The following is a 17192-nucleotide window of genomic DNA, read 5'->3' as shown; positions in this document are numbered from 1 at the left end:
GCATCCACGACCCTCCCGACCCGATCCCCGACCACCCGAACGACCCCGACCCACGAACAACCCCACCCCGAACAACCCCGACCCGAACAACGCAGGAAGTCACCCGAAGGAACCCCCATGGCAGAACAGATCATCTCCGAGGCGACGGTGAGCCTCGATGTCGACGCCGGCAACGACCCGGCCGCCGTCATCACCTACCTCGCCGACTCCCTCGGCGCCGCCGGGCGCACCAGCGACCCGGCCGAACTCACCCGCGGCGCCCTCGACCGGGAAGCCAAGTCGGCGACCGGTCTGCCCGGCGGCATCGCCATCCCGCACGCCCGCGCCGCCTCGGTCACCGATGCCAGCCTCGCGATGGCCCGGTTGTCACAGAAGGTCGACTTCGGCGCCCCGGACGGTCCCGCCGACCTGGTGTTCCTCATCGCCGCCCCCGAGGGCGGGGCGAGTGAGCACATGAAGCTGCTCAGTTCGCTGGCCCGCGCACTCGTGCGCCCGGACTTCGTCTCCGCGCTGCGCGCCGCCCCCAGCGACGCCGCTGTCATCGAACTGGTCAACGAGGCCATCGATCCGCAGGCCAAGCCCGCCACCTCCCCGGCCACCACCGAGGCCGCGACCGCCGCCACCGCGACGGCGACAACGACGACCAAGGCGGCACCCGCCGGCGGTACCCCCGGCGAGGGCGCCGCGACCGGCGACCGGCCACGGATCGTCGCGATCACCGCCTGCCCCACCGGCATCGCCCACACCTACATGGCGGCCGACGCACTCAAGTACGCCGCCGAACGGGCCGGTGTGGAGTTCGCGGTGGAGACCCAGGGGTCGTCGGCCACCACCCCGTTCACCCGGGACACGATTGCCGACGCCGACGCCGTCATCTTCGCCACCGATGTCGGGGTGAAGGGCAAGGAACGCTTCCACGGCAAGCCGGTGATCGCCTCCGGCGTCAAGCGTGCGATCAACGAACCCGATGCGATGATTGCCGAAGCCGTTGCCGCAGCCACGAATCCCCACGCGGCCGTGGTCACCGCCGGCGACGGCGACGGTGCGGCGAGCGACGCACCGGAAGGTGGCGTCGGACTGGGCAAGCAGTTGCAGCAGGCATTGATGACCGGTGTGAGCTACATGATCCCGTTCGTCGCGGCGGGTGGTCTGCTGATCGCGCTTGCGTTCCTGCCGTTCCTCGGCGGCTACGAGATCGCGAACAAGACCCTCGATCCGGACAAAGCCCTCAACGACGGACAGTTCATCGCCCTGCACAACAGCCTGTGGGACCTGCCGGCCGGCGGTCTCGGCCAGTACATCGGAGCGGTGCTCTTCGCGGTCGGAGGTCTGGCGATGAGCATGCTCGTCCCGGCGCTGGCCGGCTACATCTCGTTCGCGATCGCCGACCGGCCCGGTATCGCCCCCGGTTTCGTCGCCGGACTCGTGTCGGTTCAGGTCGGGGCCAGCTTCATCGGCGGCCTGATCGGTGGTCTGATCGCCGGCGTCGTCTGTCTGTGGATCTCCCGACTTCCGTTGCCCCAGTGGGCACGTGGCCTGATGCCGGTGGTCATCATCCCGCTTCTGGGCAGCCTGATCATCGGTGTCGTGTTGTACATGTTGCTCGGGAAGCCGCTGGCGTGGGTCACCGAGAAGATGACCGACGGCCTCAACAGCATGTCCGGCGGCTCGGCGGTCATCCTCGGCGTCGTCCTGGGACTCATGATGTGCTTCGACCTCGGTGGACCGGTCAACAAGGCCGCGTATCTGTTCGCCACCACCGGTCTGGCGGTCGGTTCGACCGCTCAGCTCGAGATCATGGCCGCCGTGATGTGCGCGGGGATGGTCCCGCCCCTGGCGATGGCGCTGGCCACCGTGCTGCGTCCGGGCCTCTTCACCGAGCCCGAGCGCGAGAACGGCAAGGCGGCATGGCTGCTCGGCGCCTCGTTCATCTCCGAGGGCGCCATCCCGTTCGCCGCGGTCGATCCGCTGCGGGTCATTCCCTCGATGATGGCGGGCGGCGCGCTGTCGGGTGCCTTGATCATGGCCTTCGGAGTGACCCAGCGAGCCCCGCACGGCGGCATCTTCGTGTTCTTCACGATGAACAACTGGCTGCTGTTCCTGGTGTCCCTGGTGGCCGGCACCGTGCTCTCGGCCGTCCTGGTGGTCGCCGCCAAGCAGTGGCATCGCAGCCGCGACGCCCTCGAGGTGCCGGCCTACGACGCCGTCGCGGCGTGACACGTCTGCTCGAATCCCGTCACCGCGGCGCCGAACTTGGCAGAGTGGTGCGCAAGACGACAACAGCAGTGAATCCCAACCGTTAGTCCGTTCCACCTGAAGGAGTGACCCACATGCCCAGTACCACCGCCACCGTCGGATCGGCCGTCGGTCTGCACGCCCGGCCGGCCACCATCATCGCCGAGGCCGCGGCCGAGGCCGGGTCGCCGGTGACCCTGGCCCTCGAGGGCGGCGACCCGGTGGACGCCGGGTCGGCCCTGATGATCATGACCCTCGGCGCGGAGAAGGGCACCAAGGTGGTGGTGACCGCCGACGACCAGTCCACGCTGGACACGATCGTGAAGCTGGTCGAGAGCGACCTCGACGCCGAGTAACCACCTCATCGCAGCACAAGAGCCGGTCACCCTCAGGTGGCCGGCTCTTGTGGTCGTGCGATCAGGGGTCGACGGTCAGTGGTGCCAATTCGCCGGCGAAGGCCGACGGCACGCGAACCCGCATCGTGGTGCCGTCCGCGTGATGGTCGGTGGCGAGGACCTCACCCTCCCGGTGGATGCGCGAGATGATGTCGCCGCGCGAAAAGGGCACGGCGATGGTCAGTTCCACGTCGGATCGGCCGACGAACTCGCGGATTCGATCGAACAATTCCGGCAGTCCCTCACCGGTGCGCGCGGAGACGAAGACCGCGTCGGCGCCGAGCGCACCACGCAACTCGGTGAGCCGCGTGGCGTCGATCGCGTCGATCTTGTTGATCACCAGCATCTCCGGCGGTGCGTCGGCCTTCTCCTCGGCGACGATCTCGTTGACCACCCGGCGCACGGCCGCGATCTGTTCGGCGGGAAACGGATCCGATCCGTCGACCACATGCAGGAGCAGATCGGCGTCGACGACCTCCTCGAGCGTGGACCGGAACGCCTCGACGAGCTGGGTCGGCAGATGCCGCACGAACCCGACGGTGTCGGTGAACACCACCGCGCGACCGTCGTCGAGGGTGGCGCGGCGCGTCGTGGGATCCAGCGTCGCGAACAGCGCATCCTGCACGAGCACACCGGAACCGGTCATCGCGTTGACGAGACTCGACTTGCCCGCGTTGGTGTAACCGGCGACGGTGATCGCCGGGATCTCGGTCCGACGCCGGGCCGCGCGCTTGGTGGTGCGCGCCTTCTTCATCCCGCGGATCTCACGGCGCAGCTTGGCCATTCGCTCGCGGATGCGCCTGCGGTCGGTCTCGATCTTGGTCTCACCCGGACCGCGCAGGCCCACCCCACCGTTGCTGCCCGCGCGACCACCGGCCTGCCGGGACATGGACTCACCCCAGCCGCGCAGGCGCGGCATCATGTACTCCATCTGGGCCAGCGACACCTGCGCCTTACCCTCCCGAGACGTGGCGTGCTGAGCGAAGATGTCCAGGATCAGGGCCGTACGGTCGATCACCTTCACCTTGACGACCTTCTCCAGCGCGGTCAGTTGGGCGGGTGTGAGCTCACCGTCGCAGATCACCGTGTCGGCTCCGGTGGCCAGGACCACCTCGCGCAGTTCCTCGGCCTTGCCCGAGCCGATGTAGGTGGCCGGGTCGGGTTTGCCGCGCCGCTGGATGAGTGCTTCGAGGACCTGCGAGCCGGCGGTCTCGGCGAGCGCGGCGAGTTCCACCATGTTGGCGCGCGCCGCGGCGGCGCTGCCCTCGGTCCACACCCCGACGAGCACCACCCGCTCAAGACGAAGCTGCCGGTACTCGACCTCGGTGACGTCGGTGAGTTCGGTGGACAGACCGGCGACACGCTGCAGAGAGGCACGCTCGGACAGTTGGAGTTCGCCGGTGGTCGGCGCGGACTGGGGATGATCGTCGAGCCAGTCGTCAACGGACTGTGGCGGCTCGTCGATCTCGGGGGACATATGTGCTGCTGATTCGGTCATACAGGACCCATCATGGCACGTGGCCGACCAGGCAAGCACATCATTTTCCGCCGGGACCGCCACACCAGCCGTCGCGGAGTTCACCTTCGGCTACCAGCATCGACGGTCCGCGCAGCCGCGTGCCCGTCGCGGCGATGGTCACCAGCACCGTCCCGCCGGGGACGTGAATGCGCAGATCGCCACCCGGTTCGCCGCGCCCGGCGAAGGCGGCCGCCGCCGCCGCGACGAGACCGGTTCCGCAGCTGCGGGTTTCGCCGACGCCTCGTTCGAAGACACGCATGTGTGCGGTCAGCACGCCGTCGTCGGCCACCGCGGGCCTGGTGAGGAGTTCGACGTTGGCCCCGTGCGGGAAGTCGGCGGCCTCGAGGCGCACCCCGGCGGTGAAGTCGACCGCGGCGAGTTCGTCGACGTCCAGATCGCCGACGACGCAGGCCAGATGCGGGTTGCCGACGTCGACCTTCGTGCCCACGTACAGGTCGTCGCCGATGCGGACGGCCGCATCGAAATCGACCGTCGCCTGCCCCATCTCGACCGTGACGTCCGCGGACAGCGCGTCGTGGGAGTGAACGGTCACCGGCCGGCCGCCCGCCCGTGACCCGACGGTGAACTCATCGACGTCGACGAGACCGCGGGCGCGCAGGAAGTGGGCGAACACGCGGACCCCGTTGCCGCACATCTCGGCGATGGACCCGTCGGCGTTGCGGTAGTCCATGAACCAGTCGTCGGGTGCGACACCGTCGGGCAGCATCTCGAGCACCCCGGCCGCGACCAGCGCACCCGCCCGCGCCACTCGCAGCAGGCCATCGGCCCCGATACCGCGGGGCCGGTCGCACAGCGCGGCGACCAGCGATGCGTCGATGTCGAGGTCGGCGGCCGGGTCGGCGAGGATCACGAAGTCGTTCTGGGTGCCGTGGCCCTTCACGAAACGCAGTCCGGTGCTGGTCGTCATCACTCCAGGGTACGTGGGGGGGCGGTGTCGCCGATCGCGGACAGCGCACGGTCGAGCAACGCCGGCTCCCCCGCGTCGAGCCACCGGATGCGGTGATCCCGGCGGAACCAGGACCGCTGTCGCCGCACATAGCGCCGGGTACCGATGAACGTGAGTTCCTCCGCGGCCGCCATGTCGTACTCGCCGGCCAGCGCCGCGAGGACCTGCACATATCCGATGGCCCGCGACGCCGTCCGGCCGTGGGCGAGCCCGTGCTCGCGGAGGTGGACGACCTCGTCCACCAGACCGTCCGCGAACATCGCCCGGGTCCGTTCGCGGATCCGGCCATCGAGCTCTGCGGTATCCCGGTCGAGAGCGAGAATTGTTGTACCCCAACGTGGTTCGCCGATCGTCGGTGCCGACGCGGCAAACGGACGCCCGGTGATCTCGACCACCTCCAACGCCCGCACGATGCGCCTGCCATCGGTGGGCAGGATCGAGGCCGCTGCCGCCGGGTCGACCTCGCCGAGCCGTCGATGCAGGTGCGCCACGCCGAGCGCCTCGAGCTCATCCTCGTAGCGGCGACGCACGTCGGGATTGGTCTCCGGGAAGCTCCAGCCGTCGAGCAACCCCTGGATGTACATCATCGAGCCGCCGACGATCACCGGTACCCGCCCGGCGGCGAGCAGACGCTCGACGTCGGCGGTGGCGGCGGCCTGATACCGGGCGACCGTCGCGACCTCGGTCACCTCGAGGACGTCGATCTGGTGATGCGGTATGCCGCGTCGCTGCGCGACCGGCACCTTGGCGGTGCCGATGTCCATGCCGCGGTACTGCTGCATGGCGTCGATGTTCACGATCTCGCCACCGAGGTGTTCGGCCAGGTCGAGGGCGAGGTCCGATTTGCCGCCGGCCGTCGGTCCCACCACCGCGACGGGCCGGACGGCGAGATCGCGATCGGCCATCACGATCCCTGACCGGTGGGCGGCTTGGCGGTCCAGCGCGCCACCGTGTATCCCACCCCGAAGGGTGCCGCGCAATAGTCGACGCGCGCGGCGAGTTCGCCACCGGCGCACAGCGCGGCCGCGACCTGCCACGCCACCCGACCCCCGACGCCCTCGGCCTCGCAGTCGGCCACGCCGAGCTCGGCCAACCCGATCGGGTCGGGCCGGCCGATCGCTTGGTCGATCACCTTCTGCAACACCACCGCCGACTCCCGGCGGCCGCCGGCGGGCGCCTTCGCCGACAGCGCGGTCGCACCGTCGCCCACGACGAGCACCCCGATCGGCACCGCCTCCGCGCCCGGTCCGCCGATCTCGAGTTCCGCGGCCAGCTCGGTCCCGATGCGCGTGCATTCCTCGGGAGTGGTGTCACGTCCGACGAGGATCGCTCCCATGCGCACCACGCCCACCTGTCCACGCAGCCAGCCGGCGATCAGCATCGACAACGGCATGGGCGTTGCCATCGGTGCCGGTGTGGTCGTCGCGCCGTCGGACCGGCCGCGGTCCAGTGTCACCGGCACGTCGACGCCGAAACCCGCGAAGGTCCCGGTGTGCGGTGTCGACAGTCGTCCACGCGCGGCCTCATCGGAGACGCCGATCGCCACCCACCGTTCGATGCCCTCGGCGGCCATCCGCAGCGCCGACACCGCGGCGTCGCGAACCGGTTCGGTGTCGGTGGCCGCGGGTCCAGCGAGCCGGGGAACGAGCAGCGGGGCACTCGGGACGAAGACGACCTCGGACGACACAGGCAACACACCATGAAAGTAGTGGTTCGCCCGGCGGCCAACCAGTTGCGGTGTCCCGCCCGGCCGGACTCGTCGCACCCCGACCCCCACAGCCGCCACATCTGCCGTCCTGAACTGCTTGAATGGATCCGTACTGTCGAGGTGGCAGGCGCGCGTAGGATGCGCGACGACCCTCGTCTCCAGCGACCGGCAGCCGTGACGCGCGGCACCAACCAGCGGTAGGACTGCACATGACCAACCCGACCGATCCCGCATCCGCGACGGACACGCCGACGGACCAGCCCGCCCCGACGCCACCCAGTCCGGCGTCGATACCCAAGCCGGGCCCGCGACCCAAACCTGGTCCGCGTCTGGGCGGCACTGCGAAGACGGCGGACGCCGCAGCCGTCCCCCCGCCGATCGCCCCGACGTTGATCAGCCACGGAGATCCGCACCAGTTCGGCCGGATCGACGAATACGGTGTGGTCTGGCTCAAGACGGCCGAGGGCGAACGTGAGATCGCGTCGTGGCATGCGGGCACCGTCGAAGAGGGACTCGAACATTTCGCCCATCGCTTCGACGATCTCGCCACCGAGGTGGAGATCCTCGAAGAGCGACTGGCGGCACGGTCGGGTGATCCGCGCAAGGCACAGGCCGCGGCGCAGCACCTACTGGACGGACTGTCGCAGGCCCACGTCATCGGGGATGTGGCCGCGCTCGAGAAGCGCCTCAACGCGATCGTCGGGAGTGCCGACGTGGTCGCCGATCAGCTCAAGGTGGACCGGGAAAAGGCGCGCGCACAGGCCATCGCACGCAAGGAGGCGCTGGCCGCGGAGGCCGAGCAGCTCGGTGCCGAGGCCACGCACTGGAAGTCCGCCGGTGACCGGCTCCGCGAGATCCTCGACGAGTGGAAGACCATCAAGGGTGTCGACCGCAAGACCGACGACGTGCTGTGGAAGCGCTACGCCAAGGCCCGCGACGCCTTCAACCGCCGTCGCGGCGCCCACTTCGCCGAGCTCGACAGGGAACGTGCCGGGGCGCGGTCCCGCAAGGAAGAGCTGATCGCGGCGGCCGAGGAGCTCTGCGGGTCCACCGACTGGGGCCCGACGTCGGCGCGCTTCCGGGAGTTGCTGGCCGAGTGGAAGGCGGTCGGACGCGCTCCCCGCGACGCCGACGACGCCCTCTGGCAGCGGTTCAAGGCCGCCCAGGACGTGTTCTTCTCCGCGCGCAACGCCGCGACCTCCGAGCGTGACGCCGAATTCGCCGCCAACGCCCAGGCCAAGGTCGCGTTGCTCGACAACGCGGAGAAGGCGATCGACCCGGCCGCCGACCTCGAGGCGGCCCGGCGCGAATTCCGGGTGTTCCGCGACAAGTGGGACGAGATCGGCAAGGTCCCGCGCGATCAGATGCAATCGCTCGAGGCCCGCGCCCGCGCGCTGGAGAAGCGCATCCGCGACGCCGAGGAGTCGCAGTGGCAGCGCACCGACCCCGAGGCCCTGGCACGGGCGGCGCAGTTCGCCGATCGAGCGTCCGCGCTCGAGGAGCAGGCCCGCAAGGCCGCCGACCGGGGCAAGGAGTCCGAGGCCGCCGGGCTGCGCGAGCAGGCGGCACAGTGGCGGGAGTGGGCGCAGGCCGCGCAGAGCGCGGTCACCGACCGCTAGTGTCCTGAGTCATTAATTGTCATTCGGTTGATAGACTGGGGAATGGCAACCCGGGGTCCGCGAGCAGTGGATATTGTTCTGACCGATGACGAGCGCCGTGAGCTCGAAGGGTGGGCGCGTCGGCGAACGACGGCCTCGGGTTTGGCGATGCGCTCACGAATCGTTCTCGCTGCCGCTGATGGCGGGTCGAATACCGAAGTGGCACAACGACTCGGCCTCAACCGAGGTACCGTGCGGCGATGGCGAGGCCGGTTCGTCGAGCACCGCTGCGAGGGGTTGCTCGACGAACCCCGGCCCGGGCGACCTCGAACCGTCGGCGACGAGCAGATCAAAGACCTGATCACCGCAACTCTCGAGACCACTCCGAAGAATGCGACACACTGGTCGACGCGGGCGATGGCTGAGCATCTCGACATGTCGCAGTCAACTGTTTCGCGTGTATGGAGAGCGTTCGGATTGGCTCCACACAAACAGGATTCGTGGAAGCTGTCGAAAGATCCCATGTTCACCGAGAAGGTCCGCGACGTCGTCGGGCTCTACATGAACCCACCCGAACGTGCCCTGGTGCTCTGCGTTGACGAGAAGACCCAGATCCAAGCGCTCGATCGCACCCAGCCGATCTTTCCCATGCTCCCGGGCACCCCGCAACGGGCCAGCCACGACTACGTGCGCAACGGCACCTCCAGCCTGTACGCGGCGTTGGACATCGCGTCGGGCAAAGTCATCGGTTCGCTTCACTCACGGCATCGCGCAACGGAGTTCATCGGATTCCTCCGCAGGATCGACGCCGAGGTGCCCGACGAGCTCGACGTCCACCTGGTCATGGACAACGCCTCTACCCACAAGACGCCCGCGGTCAAACGATGGCTGACCTCGCACCCACGATTCGTTGTCCACTTCACCCCGACGAGCTCATCCTGGATGAACCTCGTCGAACGCTGGTTCGCCGAACTGACCACCAAGAAGCTCCAACGCTCCACCCACCGCACCGTGAGAGCGCTCAACGCCGACATCAGAGCATGGATCGAGACCTGGAACGACAACCCCCGCCCCTACGTGTGGGTCAAGACCGCTGACCAGATCCTCGACTCCATCGCCCACTACTGCACACGAATTAATGACTCAGAACACTAGTCGGTGTCGCCCAGGTCGCGGCTGTCGTGTTTGCGCTGCAGTGACAGCGCGTGGGCGTCACGCGCCGCGGCTTCCTTGCGACGTTCTTCTTCCAGCGCCAGGTGGTAGGTGCTGCGCGCCCACACCACCCGCGCCCAGTGGAAGGTCAGGACCAGCACGGCCAGCCAACCCAGGATGAGCCCGATACCCACACCCGACGGCGGCTGCACGTTGCCCACGCCGGGCGTGTTGCGTGACCACCAGGCGAGCATGCCGGCGACACAGGCGATGGCGTTGCCGCAGAGCGCGACCCAGGCGATGAACCAGCGGCGGGTGAGCAACGCGAGCATGGATGCGCCGATGCCGAAGATCGTGAGCAGGTAGACGAAGACCTTGGAGGTGATGGTCACCAACTCGGCCTTGGCGTCGGGTGCGTTGGTCAGCACCTCGATCCCGCTGGCCGACCCGGTATGCGGGAGGATCAGTGACAACATCGCCACCAGGACGGCGACCGCCACCACCAGTGCCCGCGCGCCGGGATCGATCTCCCCGGCGACCTTTTTCTCCGCTTTGCGCAGATCACCGGCATACTGCGCGAAATCGGCGTCGACGTTGCTCTCCTGCGGGCGCGGTGCCCCGCCGCCGGCTGTATCGCCGCTGCCTGCTCCCCCGCCATTTGTCCCCCCGCCATCTGTCCCACGGTCACGCGGGTGGGTTGCGTCGGTCATCGTCGCCGCCTTCCTTCACCGACGGCTCGTGCGCCGTCGTCGACATCCATGGTGCCCCGGTGGGGCCGGCACGAGCGGTGCGGCGTCAGCCGCCGCACCCGGTCGCGCAGCCGACGGCCGGCTCGGGTGCGGGCGCACCGATGCCCGGCAGTCCGAGACCTACCCCGACCGGGGCCGTGGTCGGGGTCCGCTGCTGCTCGTGTGCATCACCGGCGCGGGTGGTGCGGTGCGCGCTCACCCCGGCGTCGGCGATCAAGTGGTGGGGTGCGGCCGCGGTGACTGTCGTGTGGACCACGTCACCGGGACGAATCCGGGTCCGGCCCTCGTCGTCGACGGTGAAGTGCACGAGCCGACCGTCGCGTGCACGTCCGGTCAGCCGCCCGGTGCGTGCCGATTTGCGTCCGTCGTCGTCGACGACCAGCAGCTCCACCGCGGACCCGACCAACGACTCGTTCTCGGACAAGCAGATTCGTTCCTGCAGTGCGATCAGCCGCTGATAGCGCTCCGACACGACCTCCGGCGGGACCTGATCAGGCATGGTCGCGGCCGGCGTTCCCGGCCGCGGTGAGTACTGGAAGGTGAACGCGCTGGAGAATCGGGCCTGCTCCACTACGTCGAGGGTCTCGGCGAAGTCCTCCTCGGTCTCCCCCGGGAATCCGACGATGATGTCGGTGGTGATCGCTGCGTGCGGCATCGCGGCGCGCACCTTGTCGAGAATGCCGAGGAACCTCGTCCGCCGGTAGCTGCGACGCATGGCGCGCAGGACCCGATCGGAACCGGACTGCAGCGGCATGTGCAGCTGGGGGCACACGTTGGGGGTCTGCGCCATCGCGTCGATGACGTCGTCGGTGAACTCGGCCGGATGCGGCGAGGTGAACCGGACCCGTTCGAGTCCGTCGATCCGCCCGCAGGCCCGCAACAGATCGGCGAAGGCGCCGCGATCGCGCGGCAATTCCGGATCCGCGAAGGACATCCCGTAGGCGTTCACGTTCTGGCCCAGCAGCGTCACCTCCAGCACACCCTGATCGACCAATGCCGTCACCTCGGCCAGGATGTCACCGGGCCGACGATCGACCTCCTTGCCGCGCAGTGACGGCACGATGCAGAAGGTGCAGGTGTTGTTGCAGCCGACCGACACCGACACCCAGCCCGAGTAGGCCGAGTCACGCTTGGCGGGCAGCGTCGACGGGAAACGTTCCAGGGCGTCGAGGATCTCCACCTCGGCGGCATCGTTGTGCCGGGCCCGGTCCAGCAGTGCCGGCAGCGACCCGATGTTGTGGGTGCCGAACACCACGTCGACCCACGGCGCGCGCTTGAGAACGGTGTCCTTGTCCTTCTGCGCCAGGCAGCCGCCGACCGCGATCTGCATGCCGGGCCGCCGGGATTTGACCGGCGCGAGATGCGACAGATTGCCGTAGAGCTTGTTGTCGGCGTTCTCTCGGATGGCGCAGGTGTTGAACACCACCAGATCGGCGGCGTCGTCCTCGGCGGCCCGCACGTAACCCGCGTCCTCCAGCAAACCCGCGATCCGCTCGGAATCGTGCACGTTCATCTGACATCCGTAGGTGCGCACCTGATAGCTGCGCCGGACACCCCCGTGCTGAACACCATCGAGCGTCGTACCATCGGGCGATCCGACCGGTGCGTGGCGCTGCGAAACGTCGATACTCACTCCTACCAGGGTACGGACCGGCGCAAATCGACTCCCGCGCACTCGGACCGCGACGCGACTCACCGATTCGCGATCCACCGCGCCGACGGGCCCCGCCACGGTTAGGGTGCCTTATGACCGTTTCGCCCAACGACGCGTCTTCGACGCCGACAACTCCTCACGCCTCGGGTTCCCCGATGATCGTCATGAAGAACGTGCAGAAACATTTCGGCTCGCTGCATGTCCTCAAGGACATCGATCTCGAGGTGCAGGCCGGTCAGGTCGTCGTGGTGCTCGGCCCGTCGGGGTCGGGTAAGTCCACGCTGTGCCGCACCATCAACCGGCTCGAACCGATCGACAGCGGCGAGATCTACATCGAGGGCAAGCTGTTGCCCGCCGAGGGCAAGGATCTCGCGAACCTGCGGGCCGACGTCGGGATGGTATTCCAGTCGTTCAACCTGTTCTCGCACAAGACGATTCTCGACAATGTGAGTCTGGCACCGATCAAGGTCCGCAAGAAGAGCAAGGCCGAGGCCAACAAGCAGGCGCTGGCGCTGCTCGAACGCGTCGGCATCGCCAGCCAAAAGGACAAGTACCCCGCCCAGCTCTCCGGCGGACAGCAGCAACGTGTCGCGATCGCCCGGTCATTGGCGATGGAACCCAAGGTGATGCTCTTCGACGAGCCCACCTCGGCGCTCGACCCCGAGATGGTCAACGAGGTCCTCGACGTGATGGTCTCGCTGGCCAAGGAAGGCATGACGATGCTCGTGGTCACCCACGAGATGGGTTTCGCGCGCAAAGCGGCCGATCGCATCATCTTCATGGCCGACGGCGCCATCGTGGAGGACACCGACCCCGAATCCTTCTTCACCCAGCCGCGTTCGGAACGAGCCCGCGACTTCCTCGGGAAGATCCTGGGGCACTGATGACTTCACCCAGCGCATCGACGTCCGGCATCAACCACACACCCATCCGGCACACACGCATCCGGCGCCTGGGCACCCTCGGAGTGCTCGGCCTGGCCGCCCTGCTGATCGCCGGGCTGGTCTCGGCCTGCGGCAGCACCGACCCCCGCAACCTCCTGGATTCCATCCGTAACGGCGAGGTGGTGCTCGGGGTGAAGTTCGATCAGCCCGGGCTCGGTCTCTACAACCCCGAGAACGGCAGTGTCGACGGATTCGACGCCGCCGTCTCGACGTACGTCGTCAACTACATCGCCAAGCAGCAGCTGCGAGTCGACCCCCCGAAGATCACCTGGCGGGAGACGCCGTCGGCCCGGCGCGAGGCGATGATCGAGAACGGTGAGGTCGACGTCATCGCGGCCACCTACTCGATCAACACCGCCCGGTCGAAGAAGGTCGACTTCGGCGGACCGTACCTGACGACCTATCAGGGGCTGCTGGTCCGTAAGGACGACACCTCGATCGACACCCTCACCGACCTCAACAAGGGCAAGAAGCTGTGTTCGGTGTCCGGCTCGACCTCGGCCCAGAACGTCAAGGCCCAGCTGCCCTCTGTGCAGTTGCAGGAGTACGACTCGTATTCGGCGTGTGTGGAGGGACTGCGTCGCGGCAAGGTGGATGCCCTGACCACCGACGAGGCGATCCTGGCCGGCTACAACAACTTCTGGGGCGGCGAGTTCAAACTCGTCGAGATGACCTATCTGAAGGACGCGTGCGTCACCAGCAGCGGCAAGAAGACGCTGAAGAAGGCCGGCGCGCCGTTCTCCACCGAGCGGTACGGCATCGGCCTCGGCAAGGGCGACACCGCCTCGCGCAACGCGGTCAACTCCGCGCTCGACGCCATGCTCGCACCCGGCCCCGACGGGACGTCCGCGTGGACCAAGGCCCTGCAGGGCAACCTCGGCGCCTCCTACGTCGACATGATTCAGCAACGCGCGGAACAGAATTCGAAATTCTCGTACAAACCCGACCCGGGGAACCTGGAGTTCCTCGACTCGCCGTCCACGCCGTGCCCCGCAGATCTGCAGTGAGGAGGGTGAACCGACATGAGTGAACTCTGGGACAGCATGGGGCCACAGCTGTGGCCGGCCTTCTGGGTGACCATCCAGTTGACCTTCTTCTCGGCGATCGGCGCGCTGATCTGGGGCGTCATCCTGGCCGGCATGAAGGTCTCACCGGTGCCGGTCATGCGCGGCTTCGCGACCGCCTACGTCAACATCGTGCGCAACACCCCGCTGACGCTGATCATCTTGTTCTGCGCCATCGGCCTCTCCTACAACCTGGGCGTCACGTTCTCCTCGACGCTCAAGACCAACAACTTCTGGCTCGCGGTGCTCGGCTTCATCGTCTACACCGCGACCTTCGTCTGCGAGACATTGCGGTCCGGCTTCAACACCGTGCCGATCGGGCAGGCCGAGGCCGCGCGCTCGCTGGGTCTGTCATTCACCCAGGTCTTCGGCATCATCGTGTTGCCGCAGGCCATCCGGTCGGTGATCGGCCCGCTCGGAAGCGTCCTGATCGCACTGACCAAGAACACGACGATCGCGTCGGCGATCGGTGTGGCCGAGGCATCGTTGCTCATGAAGACCGAGATCGAGACCTACTCCGATCAGCTGTTCGTGATCTTCGGCATCATCGCGGTCGGCTTCATGATCATCACACTGACCGAGGGGGCCATCTTCGGCTACCTCGCCAAGCGGCTGGGAGTGAAGCGATGAGCGACACGGCAACCGTCCTGTACGACGCGCCCGGCCCGAAGGCCCAGTTGCGCAACCGGATCACCGCGGTGGTGTTCATCGCGATCGTCGTCGCGATCGCCGCCTATGTGATCGTCATCCTGGCCGGCAACGATCAGTTCGCCGGCGAGAAATGGGAACCGTTCACCAAGTGGAGCACGTGGTCGGGCTATATCTTCCCGGGTCTGTTCCGGACCCTGGCCGCTGCGGTGGTCTCGATCGTGCTGGCGTTGATCCTCGGTGCGGTCCTCGGCATCGGGCGGCTGTCGGACCATCTCTGGGTCCGAATGATCGCCGGCTTCTTCGTCGAGGTCTTCCGCGCCATCCCGGTGCTGATCCTGATGGTGTTCACCTGGTTCCTGTTCGCCCTCTACGGCGTCGTGCCCGCCTCCCAGCTGGCTTTCGCGGCGGTGGTCACCGGACTCACGCTGTACAACGGCTCGGTGATGGCCGAGATCCTGCGCTCGGGCATCAACTCGCTGCCCAAGGGCCAGACCGAGGCGTCGAAAGCGTTGGGCCTGCGCAAGAGTCACATGATGCGCCTGATCCTGCTGCCGCAGGCCGTCACCGCGATGATGCCTGCGCTGGTGTCGCAGATGGTCGTCGCACTCAAGGACAGCGCGCTCGGATACATCATCGGGTACTCGGAGATCATCCGGTCCGCGCTGCTCTCGTCAGCCCGCTACGGCAATTACATTCCGGCGCTGTTCGTGGTGGCGGTCATCATGATCCTGATCAACTTCGGGCTCTCCTCCTTTGCCACCTGGCTCGAGAAGCGCCTACGGGTGGGCCGCCGCAAGGTCGAGGCAGTCGACCCCGGGGACGCGGACCTCGCGGCGTCGGAGAACATGCCGTTCGGCGCGCGCTGATCCCCGCGCCGCCGCGTTGACCACTTGAGCCTGCCGTGCGCCCGAAATCGTTGACTGTGCGCTCCTTGCGACTGCAGATGCACGGTCGACGGGTTCGGGGCGCACGGCCGACGCGGCGATCAGCCGACCAGTGCCTCCGAGACGACGTCCAGAGCCATCGACTGCGGATAGCCACGACGAACCAGCATGCCGAGCAACCGGCGTTTGATCTTGTCCCGCTCGGCCGGATCGGCCTTCGCGCGCTCCGCCATCGCGACGGTCAGCTTGCGGGCGACGAGATTCGCCGCGATCTCGCGTTCGTCCTCGGGATCCACCTCGGACAGGGTGGCACTGATGGTGGTCTCGTCGATGCCTTTGGCCCGCAGTTCATGTCGCAGCGCCACCCGGCCCCGCCCCGAGTGGGTGTGCCGGGAGTGCACCCACTGCGCGGCGAAGTCGGCGTCGTCGAGGAGCCGATGATTCTCGAGCCGCGCCATGACCTCGTCGATGGTGTCGGGATCGAATCCCCGGCGCTCGAGGCGTTGCAGCATCTCCTGCCGGGAACGCGCGCGAACCCCGAGCAGGCGGAGTGCGGTGTCCCATGCGCTGGGACCCGACCGCTCGTCCTGTCCGGGGTCCGCGTCGTCGTTCATCGGTGAGGTGGTCAGAATTCGACCGGAGCCGGGGCGACGTCGTCGGCGTCGACGACGGCGCCGATACCGAGCTTCTCCTTGATCTTCTTCTCGATCTCGTCGCGGACGTCCTCGTTCTCGAGCAGGAACTTGCGGGCGTTCTCCTTGCCCTGACCGAGCTGGTCACCCTCATAGGTGAACCACGAACCGGACTTGCGGATGAAGCCCTCGGCCACCCCCATGTCGATGAGGGAACCCTCCTTGGAGATGCCCTGGCCGTAGAGGATGTCGAACTCGGCCTGCTTGAACGGCGGGGCGACCTTGTTCTTGACGACCTTGACCCGGGTCCGGTTACCGACCGCATCGGTACCGTCCTTGAGGGTCTCGATCCGCCGGACATCCAGTCGCACCGACGAATAGAACTTCAGCGCCTTGCCGCCGGTGGTGGTCTCCGGCGAGCCGAACATGACGCCGATCTTCTCGCGCAGCTGGTTGATGAAGATGGCAGTGGTCTTGGAGTTGCTCAGCGCGGAGGTCATCTTGCGCAGCGCCTGGCTCATCAGGCGGGCCTGCAAACCGACGTGGCTGTCGCCCATCTCCCCCTCGATCTCGGCGCGCGGCACGAGGGCGGCGACCGAGTCGATGACGAGGATGTCCAGCGCACCGGAGCGGATCAGCATGTCGGCGATCTCCAGCGCCTGTTCACCGGTGTCCGGCTGGGAGACGAGCAGTGCATCGGTGTCCACGCCGAGCCGGGCGGCGTAATCGGGATCCAGCGCGTGCTCGGCGTCGATGAACGCGGCGATGCCGCCCTGCGCCTGGGCATTGGCCACCGCATGCAGCGCGACGGTGGTCTTACCGGAGGATTCCGGGCCGTACACCTCGACGATGCGGCCACGCGGCAGACCGCCGATACCGAGAGCGACGTCGAGGGCGATGGAACCGGTCGGGATGACCTCGATCGGCTGACGGGTCTCCTCGCCGAGCCGCATCACCGATCCCTTGCCGAAGTTCTTGTCGATCTGCGCGAGCGCCAGGTCCAGTGCCTTCTCGCGATCTTGCGGGGCGGGTGCCATGGA

The 17192-nt window shown here is 67.8% G+C and carries 16 protein-coding genes; 8 read left to right on the top strand and 8 right to left on the bottom strand.

Annotated features, from left to right (window positions below; translation table 11 throughout):
* Nucleotides 1–117 precede the first annotated feature (117 nt).
* Together GBRO_RS11005 and GBRO_RS11000 are read left to right on the top strand one after the other, a co-directional pair.
* Nucleotides 118–2217: a PTS fructose transporter subunit IIABC gene (locus GBRO_RS11005; RefSeq protein WP_012834020.1), complete on the top strand. Its 2100-nt coding sequence runs from the start codon at nucleotides 118–120 to the stop codon at nucleotides 2215–2217.
* Between the two features lie 113 nt (nucleotides 2218–2330).
* Nucleotides 2331–2591 (top strand): HPr family phosphocarrier protein, encoded by a 261-nt coding sequence (locus GBRO_RS11000; RefSeq protein WP_012834019.1) that lies wholly within the window; start codon nucleotides 2331–2333, stop codon nucleotides 2589–2591.
* 61 nt (nucleotides 2592–2652) lie between these two features.
* Here the strand turns inward: GBRO_RS11000 and hflX are convergent, their stop codons facing one another.
* From hflX to GBRO_RS10980, 4 genes are read right to left on the bottom strand one after another with little or no spacing between them, the layout of a single operon-like run.
* Nucleotides 2653–4128 (bottom strand): GTPase HflX, encoded by a 1476-nt coding sequence (hflX, locus tag GBRO_RS10995; protein ID WP_041919857.1) that lies wholly within the window; start codon nucleotides 4126–4128, stop codon nucleotides 2653–2655.
* A 40-nt stretch (nucleotides 4129–4168) separates the two neighbouring features.
* Nucleotides 4169–5077: a diaminopimelate epimerase gene (dapF, locus tag GBRO_RS10990; protein ID WP_012834017.1), complete on the bottom strand. Its 909-nt coding sequence runs from the start codon at nucleotides 5075–5077 to the stop codon at nucleotides 4169–4171.
* Entirely contained in the window at nucleotides 5077–6021 is a 945-nt protein-coding gene (gene miaA, locus GBRO_RS10985) for a tRNA (adenosine(37)-N6)-dimethylallyltransferase MiaA (protein WP_012834016.1), read from the bottom strand. Before miaA ends, dapF begins: the two co-directional genes overlap by 1 nt.
* Entirely contained in the window at nucleotides 6021–6812 is a 792-nt protein-coding gene (locus GBRO_RS10980) for a class III extradiol ring-cleavage dioxygenase family protein (protein WP_321573982.1), read from the bottom strand. Before GBRO_RS10980 ends, miaA begins: the two co-directional genes overlap by 1 nt.
* A 221-nt stretch (nucleotides 6813–7033) precedes the next feature.
* Between GBRO_RS10980 and GBRO_RS10975 the strand changes: the two genes are divergently transcribed.
* The gene (locus GBRO_RS10975) at nucleotides 7034–8443 is read left to right on the top strand and encodes a DUF349 domain-containing protein (protein ID WP_012834014.1); all 1410 of its coding nucleotides are present in this window, start codon (nucleotides 7034–7036) and stop codon (nucleotides 8441–8443) included.
* Between the two features lie 42 nt (nucleotides 8444–8485).
* Nucleotides 8486–9577: an IS630 family transposase gene (locus tag GBRO_RS10970; RefSeq protein WP_012834013.1), complete on the top strand. Its 1092-nt coding sequence runs from the start codon at nucleotides 8486–8488 to the stop codon at nucleotides 9575–9577.
* Here GBRO_RS10970 and GBRO_RS10965 read toward each other — a convergent pair.
* Together GBRO_RS10965 and miaB are read right to left on the bottom strand one after the other, a co-directional pair.
* Complete coding sequence (locus GBRO_RS10965; RefSeq protein WP_012834012.1) at nucleotides 9574–10284, bottom strand: Rv2732c family membrane protein; 711 nt, start codon at nucleotides 10282–10284, stop codon at nucleotides 9574–9576. The genes GBRO_RS10970 and GBRO_RS10965 overlap by 4 nt on opposite strands.
* Before the next feature lie 85 nt (nucleotides 10285–10369).
* A complete protein-coding gene (gene miaB, locus GBRO_RS10960; RefSeq protein ID WP_012834011.1) occupies nucleotides 10370–11956 on the bottom strand; it encodes a tRNA (N6-isopentenyl adenosine(37)-C2)-methylthiotransferase MiaB in 1587 nt (528 codons plus the stop codon).
* Between the two features lie 176 nt (nucleotides 11957–12132).
* Between miaB and GBRO_RS10955 the strand changes: the two genes are divergently transcribed.
* Genes GBRO_RS10955 through GBRO_RS10940 form a run of 4 tightly spaced genes read left to right on the top strand, consistent with a single transcriptional unit; the run spans nucleotide 12133 to nucleotide 15502 of the window.
* Nucleotides 12133–12861, top strand: a complete 729-nt coding sequence (locus tag GBRO_RS10955; RefSeq protein WP_012834010.1) for an amino acid ABC transporter ATP-binding protein — start codon at nucleotides 12133–12135, stop codon at nucleotides 12859–12861.
* Nucleotides 12861–13928 carry a glutamate ABC transporter substrate-binding protein gene (locus tag GBRO_RS10950; RefSeq protein ID WP_012834009.1) on the top strand — a complete coding sequence of 356 codons (1068 nt, stop codon included), beginning with the start codon at nucleotides 12861–12863 and terminating at the stop codon, nucleotides 13926–13928. Before GBRO_RS10955 ends, GBRO_RS10950 begins: the two co-directional genes overlap by 1 nt.
* Nucleotides 13929–13943: 15 nt before the next feature.
* Nucleotides 13944–14615, top strand: a complete 672-nt coding sequence (locus GBRO_RS10945) for an amino acid ABC transporter permease (protein WP_012834008.1) — start codon at nucleotides 13944–13946, stop codon at nucleotides 14613–14615.
* Nucleotides 14612–15502 carry an amino acid ABC transporter permease gene (locus GBRO_RS10940; RefSeq protein ID WP_012834007.1) on the top strand — a complete coding sequence of 297 codons (891 nt, stop codon included), beginning with the start codon at nucleotides 14612–14614 and terminating at the stop codon, nucleotides 15500–15502. The genes GBRO_RS10945 and GBRO_RS10940 overlap by 4 nt, the downstream gene beginning before the upstream one ends.
* 119 nt (nucleotides 15503–15621) lie before the next feature.
* Here the strand turns inward: GBRO_RS10940 and GBRO_RS10935 are convergent, their stop codons facing one another.
* Together GBRO_RS10935 and recA are read right to left on the bottom strand one after the other, a co-directional pair.
* A complete protein-coding gene (locus tag GBRO_RS10935) occupies nucleotides 15622–16134 on the bottom strand; it encodes a regulatory protein RecX (protein WP_012834006.1) in 513 nt (170 codons plus the stop codon).
* Between the two features lie 11 nt (nucleotides 16135–16145).
* Nucleotides 16146–17189 carry a recombinase RecA gene (recA, locus tag GBRO_RS10930; protein ID WP_012834005.1) on the bottom strand — a complete coding sequence of 348 codons (1044 nt, stop codon included), beginning with the start codon at nucleotides 17187–17189 and terminating at the stop codon, nucleotides 16146–16148.
* Nucleotides 17190–17192 lie beyond the last annotated feature (3 nt).

The sequence above is a fragment of the Gordonia bronchialis DSM 43247 genome, from assembly GCF_000024785.1.
GTDB lineage: Bacteria > Actinomycetota > Actinomycetes > Mycobacteriales > Mycobacteriaceae > Gordonia > Gordonia bronchialis.
Note: the sequence above shows the minus strand (reverse complement) of the source record. Positions and strands in the feature narration are given on the sequence as shown.